Origin of the sequence: Stutzerimonas stutzeri SDM-LAC, from assembly GCF_000235745.1 — a bacterium.
In the GTDB taxonomy this organism is placed as follows: domain Bacteria; phylum Pseudomonadota; class Gammaproteobacteria; order Pseudomonadales; family Pseudomonadaceae; genus Stutzerimonas; species Stutzerimonas stutzeri_H.
The window spans coordinates 1-7,495 of sequence record NZ_AGSX01000101.1; the positions used below are offsets into that span (position 1 = coordinate 1).

A 7,495-nucleotide genomic window follows, 5' to 3' on the forward strand; every position below is an offset into this window, starting at 1 on the left:
TAGGCTGCCATCTCGGCCTTGCACCAGTCGATGATGTCCTGCTCGCTGACTTGCCCGGCCTGGCCGTCTCGCAGCACGACGCAGGCCTTGACCGTCTCGCCGCGCTTGGGATCGGGACAGGAGATCACGCAGCATTCCTGGATCGCCGGGTGGCGGTACATCAGGCTTTCCACTTCCGACGGCCAGACCTTGAAGCCGGACGCGTTGATCATTCGCTTGACGCGGTCGACCAGGAAGAAATAACCCTCTTCATCGTAGTAGCCCATGTCGCCGGTGCGGAAAAACCGGTGGCCATCCAGTTCGATGAAGGCGCGTTCGGTCTCTTCCGGCCGGTTCCAGTAGCCCTGGAACAGTTGCGGCCCGCGGCTGATGATCTCGCCCACTTCGTTGGGGCCGAGTTCCTGTCCGGTATTCAGATCGATGACCCGGCTGTCGACATCGAAGACCGGAATCCCGAGGCACTGCGCTTTGGGTCGCGGCACCGGATTGATATGGGTGGCGGCGATGGTTTCGGAAAGCCCATAGCCTTCGATGTAGCGCAGCCCGGTAAGCCGATGCAGCTTTTCCTCGACCGCTTTGGGCATCGCCGCGCCGCCGCCGCCCACGCTGACCAGGCTGGACAGGTCATAGCGCTCCAGCTCCGGATCGGAGAGAAAATCAATGGCCATGGTGGCGATGTTGACCCAGCCGGTTACGGCGTGGCGCTCGATCAGTTGCGCCGCGACCTTGCGGTCCCAGCGGGTCATGATCACGGCGGTGCCGCCGTTGTAGATCGGCCCGCTCATGGCGCCCTGCATGCCCGTGACGTGAAAGTAAGGCAGCGTGGCGAGAATCACCGATTCGCTGGTGCTGTTGGTCCAGACGATGCGATGGATGATCGTCGCCATCGCTGAACGATGGGTGTGCATGCAGCCCTTTGGCGCGCCGGTGGTGCCGGAGCTGTAGGGAAACACACAGAGATCGTCCGGGCCGGCTGTATGCGGACCTGCTGCATAACCGGCATCGAGCGCCTCACGCCAGGCGATACCGCCGTGGAAATCCGGCATGGTCGGCGCAGCCTGCACTTCGGCCGGCAGCGCCAGGTCGGTGGGCTGGCGAACGTATTCCGAATACGCAGCGACGATGACGTGACGCAGCTGCGCCGTGCCGACCAGCGGGGCGATGAACCCGGTCAGCTCCTGCCCGCAAATGGATACAGCCGCGCCCGTATCGTGCAGATAGTGCTCAAGTTCGGCGCTATGGTTCATCGGGTTGACCGGCACCACCACGGCGTCGGCGCGCAGGATCGCGTAATACGCGATGGTGAACTGTGGCGAGTTCTGCATGTACAGCAGCACCCGATCGCCCTTGGCGACCCCCAGATGCTGGAGGTAGCCGGCCAGCGCCTCTACTTCGCGCAGCAGCTCGGCGTAGGTGATCTGGGTGTCGTAGAAGATGATCGCCGTCTTGTCCGGGAAGCGCCGGGCGGCGATCTCAAGATTGGTAAACAGGCTGGTTTCCGGCACGCTCAGGTGCTTGGGCAGCTCTTCAGGCCAGACGGCGTGATGACGAGTGAACATTACAGAACTCCTGAATCGCAATTGAGAGCCAGATCAGCCAAGGCCCGCTCCTCGCACCAGCCGAGCCAGCCGCGGGTCTCGCTCAACGGCGTGATGGCGATGCGCTTGTCGCGCAGTGCGGTTACATCTAATTCGGGATCAATGATGTGTGCAGAAGAGTGCTCGAAACCAAGCCACCAGTACGGCAAACCGCGACCGTCATGGCCAGCCTGCAAGCGTGGCCGGACAATCGAGCCGCGTGACTGCCGGACCATTCGCAGGTGGCTGACACCTTCTGCTGAACAGGCAGGGAAATTCACGTTCCAGCAACATCCACCCGCTTGCCGACGCGACCAAAGCGCGCGAATAACGGTCGCAGCATGGGCTTCGACGCTGGACCAGTCGATTCGATCGCGATCATGAAAGGCCTGGCTCAGCCCGATGGCGGGAATACCAAGCACATCGGCGCTCATCACGGCGCCGAGCGTGCCGGAATAGGGAACCGAGTCGCCGATGTTCGCCCCGCTGTTGACGCCGGACAACACCAGGTCGGGCGGCGAATCCTGCAGCCATTCGGCCATGGCAAACATCACGCAGTCCGACGGTGTCCCGGAAACAGCGAAGCGCCGCTCGCTGTGCCGGTACACGCGCAACGGCGAATGCACCGAGATGCCCTGCCCGGTCCCACTCTGGTCGTGCTCCGGCGCAACCACCCAGACTTCTTCGGCCAGTTGCGCGGCGATTCGCTCCAGCAAAGCCAACCCAGGCGCAGCGATGCCATCGTCGTTGGTCAGCAGCACCCGGCGCAGCAAGGGCGCACTCATGTCGATTCTCCCGTCTGGGCAATGCGCCAGCCCGCGTCAGCGAGCAAGCCGGCGCGCTGGCCGACCTGTAGCGCATCGGCATTGCTGGCGTTGCCTTGCAGCGCTCGTGCGTAGACGCCCTGCAGAATCGCGGCGAGCCGGAACAGCGAGAACGCCACGAAGACGTGCCAGTTGTCGATGGCGTCGCGCCCGCTTTGCTGACAATAGCGCGCCAACACCTGTTGCTCGGACGGAATGCCCTGCGCCTGCAGGTCGATGCCGACCAGACCACGCAAACCGTCGACGCCAGCCGGTAGGTGATACGGCAGGCAGAAGTAGGCCAGATCCGCCAGTGGATGGCCGACGGTGGACAGCTCCCAATCCAGAATAGCCGCGACCCTCGCCTCGCCCGGCGCGAAGATCAGATTGCCGAGACGGTAGTCGCCGTGGGCGATGGCGCATTCGTCGCGCTGAGGCAGATGCTCCGGCAGCCACTGCATCAGGTTTTCCATCGCCGGCATGTCGCCTGAACGGGAGGCTTGGTACTGGCCGGACCAGCGCTTCACCTGCCGTGCAAAATAGCCCTGAGCCTTGCCAAAGTCGCCAAGGCCCACCGCCTCGACGTCAACCTGATGCAGCGCAGCCAGGGTATCGATGGCGGCCAGGTGGATCGGCTGGCGTTCGGCGACAGACAATTCGTCCAGGGCCGGATGGCCGAAGATCCGTCCTTCGACGTGGTCCATCACATAGAACGCGGTGCCGATGATGCTTTCGTCTTCACACAGCAGATGCACCGTTGGCACTGGCACGCGGCTGTGTTTAGCCAACGCGCGAATCACCTTGTACTCACGTTCGACCATATGCGCCGAGGGCAGCACCTTGCCCGGCGGCTTCTTGCGCAATACGTAACGGCGCCCGGCGCTTTCCAGCAAATAGGTGGGGTTGGACTGGCCGCCCTGGAACTGGCGAACCAGCAGATCGTCACCCAGGCTCGGCAGATGCTGGCGCAGGTATCGAGCCAGCGCTAGCTCATCGAACCGATGCGCGGGCAGAACGTCGATCAGCTCGGGTTCGTTCATCGCGGCGCCCTCAGCATGCCGTCTCGCCACCATCCGCGACGATCACCTGGCCGGTGATGTAGGCGCTGGCCGGTGCCGCCAGGAATACCGCCAGCCCCGCAATGTCCACCGGCTCACCAATACGGCGCAGTGGCGTTTTCTCGGCGGCACGGCGAACCCGCTCCGGATCATCGAGCAATGCCTTGGCGAAATCGGTACGCACCAGCCCCGGCGCGATGGCGTTGACGCGGATGCCCTTTGGTCCCCACTCCGCGGCGAAATTGCGCGCCAGTGCCGCTTCGGCGGCCTTTGATACGCCATAGGTGCCGATCACGGTGTTGCCGCGCAATCCCGCGATGCTGGACAGCATGATCACCGCACCTTCGCCACGCTCAGCCATCTGCGGCAGCACCATGTTGGAAAGCCAGAAGGTGCCCTTGACGTTGGTGTCCATGATCTTGTCCCAGGCGTCGTCGGTCAGCTCGCTGGTCGGCCCGTAAACCGGGTTGGTAGCCGCGTTGCAGACCAGCACGTCGATGCGCCCCCAGGTCTGCAAGGTGGTGTCGACCAGCCGTTGCAGGTCTTCCTTGCGCCCCACGTGGCACGGCACGGCGATGGCCTCGAAACCTGCGGCTTTCAGCTCGGTGGCAACGGCCTCGCAGGCGTCGGTCTTGCGGCTGGAAATCACCACTCGGGCGCCGCAACGGGCCATTTCTTCAGCGATGGAACGACCGATGCCACGGGTTGAACCGGTGATCAGCGCGACCTTTCCGGTCAGGTCGAATAATGGGTTGGTCATCAGACGGCATCCTTCTTGTTGTGTCGAGGCTTAGCGCTTGCTGGCGTAGCTTTTCAGTTCCAGCTTGGCGATGGTGTCCAGGTGCACCTCGTCCGGGCCGTCGGCCAGGCGCAGGGTCCGCTGGTGTGCCCATGCCTCGGCCAGGAAACTGTCCTGGCTGACCCCCTTGGCGCCATGCACCTGAATCGCCCGGTCCAGCACACGCAGCGCCATGCTCGGTGCGGCGGCCTTGATCATGGCAATTTCCTGGCGCGCAACCTTATTGCCGACGGTGTCCATCATGTGCGCCGCCTTCAGGGTCAGCAGGCGGGTCTGCTCGATCTCGATGCGTGAACGTGCGATGTCCTTGCGGATCGAGTCGAAGTCAGCCAGCGGCTTGCCGAACGCGACGCGCGAATGCACCCGCTCGCACATGGCCTGCAAGGCACGCTCGGCCACGCCGATGGTGCGCATGCAATGGTGAATGCGGCCCGGGCCGAGCCGTCCCTGGGCGATCTCGAAGCCGCGCCCTTCGCCGAGCAGCATGTTGCTGGCCGGCACACGAACGTTGTCGTAATGAATCTCGGCATGGCCATGGGGTGCGTGGTCGTAGCCGAACACGTTGAGCGCACGGACGATGTTCACGCCCGGCGTATCCAGCGGCACGAGGATCATCGACTGCTGCCGATGCCGCTCGGCGCCCGGGTCCGTCTTGCCCATCACGATGGCGATCTTGCAGGTGGTGGTCATCGCGCCCGACGACCACCACTTCTGGCCATTGATCACGTACTCGTCGCCTTCGCGGCGGATCTCGCAGGCGATGTTGGTGGCATCGGACGATGCAACCTCGGGTTCGGTCATCGAGAAGCAGGAGCGAATCTCGCCATTGAGCAGCGGCTTGAGCCACTGCTCCTGCTGCGCTGGCGTGCCGTAGCGCGCCAGCACTTCCATGTTGCCGGTATCCGGCGCGGAGCAGTTGAAGACCTCGCTGGCGACATGCGAACGGCCCATGATTTCGCAGAGGTGGGCGTACTCGAAATTGGTCAGCCCGGCGCCGTGCTCGCTTTCCGGCAGGAACAGGTTCCACAGTCCCTGTGCTCGGGCCTTGAGCTTCAATTCCTCGAGGATCGGCGGCGGTGCCCAGCGGTTGCTGGCGGTGGCGACCTGCTCGTGAAAGACGTGTTCGTTCGGGTAGATATGTTCATCCATGAACGCCGTGAGTTGCTGCTGGAGTTCCTGCGCCTTGCCGGTCAGTTCATACATCGCCGTCTTCCTTCTTGTTGTTGGGCATGAGGAAATCCACAGGTACGCCTTGCGCCTGCTCGCTGCCGGAGCGCAGCCGGAAGGTCGCCTCACCAATCGCCAGCAGGCGATCGTCCGCGTCGCGCACCTCACCGGAGCTATTGAAAATGCGTGTCCCACCGGCCCGTCGCCGACCGATGGCGCGTATCACACCGCCCGAGCATTGGCCGGTAAAGGTGGTATTGAGGACCAGAGTGATCGCCTTGCGCACCCGGCCCGGATAAGGGCAATAGGTGCCGGCTTCGGCCAGCACGACATCGAGCAACGCAGTCATCACGCCGCCATGAAGCACGCCGGCCATGTTCAGGTGGCAGGCCTGCACATCGAGTTCGATCACGGCTTCGTCTTCAGTCCAGGACACCTGACGATAGCCAAGCACCTGATGAAAGCCAGGCAGATCGCTGCCCCCACTGATCGGTAGATGATTGGTTCGGCTGTCGTCAACGGGCAGCTCCGTTTCCTGTCCGTTCATCGCTCGGTTACCGCGCAACGCGTTGCACCGAAACAGGAACATTGCATCTGGATGATGCTGACGATAAGGCGCATAGCGAGTCCTCTCGATTGTTTTTGTGGGGAGTCCTCTTCCTTTTAACGCTGGCATGCTTGAAACATCGCGTCAATTCGGAATCTAGTTCCATCAGGCAGAATTATGATGCCCCACAAACAGAACCGTCTAAGCTCAACCTCTGCTGGACGTAAGCAGATCAATCAGCCGCTGGGCGCCGAACTGATTGTCGAAAAAGGCAGCGATAGCTTTGTGCTAGCGCTTGAAAAAGCCTCGCGCTATGTTAGCTTTCGATCAGCCCTGCAAAAATCAGTTCTGCTGTGCGAAACACGGACACGGAACACGAGGCACAAAAGATCGCCTCAGCCAGATAATTACAACAAGAGGACGCGTTATGAAATCCATGCTCAAGAAGCTACTCGTTCCCGCCGGCCTGTTAGCGCTGGCAGTCTCCGCCATGAGCCCGCAGATGGCAGCCGCACAGGAAGTCACCAAATGGCGCGTGCAATCGCATTGGCCGAGTGCCAGTAGCTCCTATCAGGACAGCCTCGTCAGGCTTAAAAACGAAATCGAGCGGCGCACCGATGGTCGCCTGGAATTGCAGCTGTTCGAATCCGGCGCGCTGTTCAAGCCACAGGAAACCTTTAACGCCGTCAGCCGCGGCATCATCCAGATGGGCACCATCTCCCCCGGCTATGCCCAGGACAAGATGACGCTTGCCGGTATCGCCTCCGGTCTGCCGTTCGCCTTTCAAAACGTCTGGGAGGCTGCGTACTTCCATAAGCAGATGGGCTTCGAAGACATGCTCCGTGAGGAAGCTGCGAAGCACGGTGTCTATTGGTCGACCGACAAGGTCTACCCGACTGAAATGGTGGTGAAGAATCCGATCAACAGCTGGGAAGATTTCACCAAGCTGAAGATTCGCTCATCCGGCGCGCTGCAAAAGTTTCTCGACGAGGCCGGCGCTTCCACCACCTACCTGCCAGGGGGCGAACTGTACCCGGCGCTCGATACCGGCGTGGTTGATGGGGCCCATTGGGGTGCCGTGCAGGGTGCGGCGAGCATGAGCTTCTACGAGGTGGCGAAAAATCATGTGCGTCCCGCACTGAATATTGCCGGTACCGATGTGATCATCATCAGCCAGAAGGCGCTGGACAAGCTTTCCGAGCGCGACCAGGAAATCATCAAGCAGATTCTCGATGAACAGTTCTGGTACCGCACCAACGAGTATCTGTATCAGGAAGAAATCGCCCTGCAAAAGGTCATCAAGGAGCAGGGCGTGAAGGTCAACGTATTGCCGGATGATGTCCAGGCACGCCTCCGCGAGGTCGCGAAAAAGACCTGGGAAGAAGAAGGCAAGCGTAGCGACAAGTCAGCTGAAGCCTTGCAAAAACTCAAGACCTTCCTCAGTGACCTTGGCTACAAGTAATCCCCCTCGCCTGACCCACCCCGGCGCGGCCACGCGCCGGGAATGCGATTCGCTCAATCCTTGCTCGTGGGGCCCGCCATGC

General features: G+C 61.9%; 7 protein-coding genes. 1 reads left to right on the forward strand and 6 read right to left on the reverse strand.

The window, feature by feature from the left end:
- From PSTU_RS0110625 to PSTU_RS0110650, 6 genes are all read right to left on the reverse strand, one after another.
- Positions 1–1,559: long-chain fatty acid--CoA ligase (locus PSTU_RS0110625; RefSeq protein WP_019341007.1), on the reverse strand; the 1,559-nt coding region annotated here is incomplete at its 3' end.
- Positions 1,559–2,362 (reverse strand): 5'/3'-nucleotidase SurE, encoded by an 804-nt coding sequence (gene surE, locus PSTU_RS0110630; RefSeq protein WP_019341008.1) that lies wholly within the window; start codon positions 2,360–2,362, stop codon positions 1,559–1,561. The genes PSTU_RS0110625 and surE, both read right to left, overlap by 1 nt.
- The gene (locus PSTU_RS0110635; protein ID WP_019341009.1) at positions 2,359–3,420 is read right to left on the reverse strand and encodes a phosphotransferase; all 1,062 of its coding nucleotides are present in this window, start codon (positions 3,418–3,420) and stop codon (positions 2,359–2,361) included. Before PSTU_RS0110635 ends, surE begins: the two co-directional genes overlap by 4 nt.
- 10 nt (positions 3,421–3,430) lie before the next feature.
- The gene (locus tag PSTU_RS0110640) at positions 3,431–4,198 is read right to left on the reverse strand and encodes an SDR family NAD(P)-dependent oxidoreductase (protein WP_019341010.1); all 768 of its coding nucleotides are present in this window, start codon (positions 4,196–4,198) and stop codon (positions 3,431–3,433) included.
- Between the two features lie 30 nt (positions 4,199–4,228).
- Positions 4,229–5,440, reverse strand: coding sequence for an acyl-CoA dehydrogenase family protein (locus tag PSTU_RS0110645; protein ID WP_019341011.1), 1,212 nt, complete (start codon positions 5,438–5,440; stop codon positions 4,229–4,231).
- A complete protein-coding gene (locus tag PSTU_RS0110650; protein ID WP_019341012.1) occupies positions 5,433–5,951 on the reverse strand; it encodes a PaaI family thioesterase in 519 nt (172 codons plus the stop codon). Before PSTU_RS0110650 ends, PSTU_RS0110645 begins: the two co-directional genes overlap by 8 nt.
- Before the next feature lie 427 nt (positions 5,952–6,378).
- Here PSTU_RS0110650 and dctP point away from each other — a divergent pair, with 427 nt between their 5' ends.
- Complete coding sequence (gene dctP, locus PSTU_RS0110655) at positions 6,379–7,413, forward strand: TRAP transporter substrate-binding protein DctP (RefSeq protein ID WP_019341013.1); 1,035 nt, start codon at positions 6,379–6,381, stop codon at positions 7,411–7,413.
- The last annotated feature ends 82 nt before the right edge of the window (positions 7,414–7,495 follow it).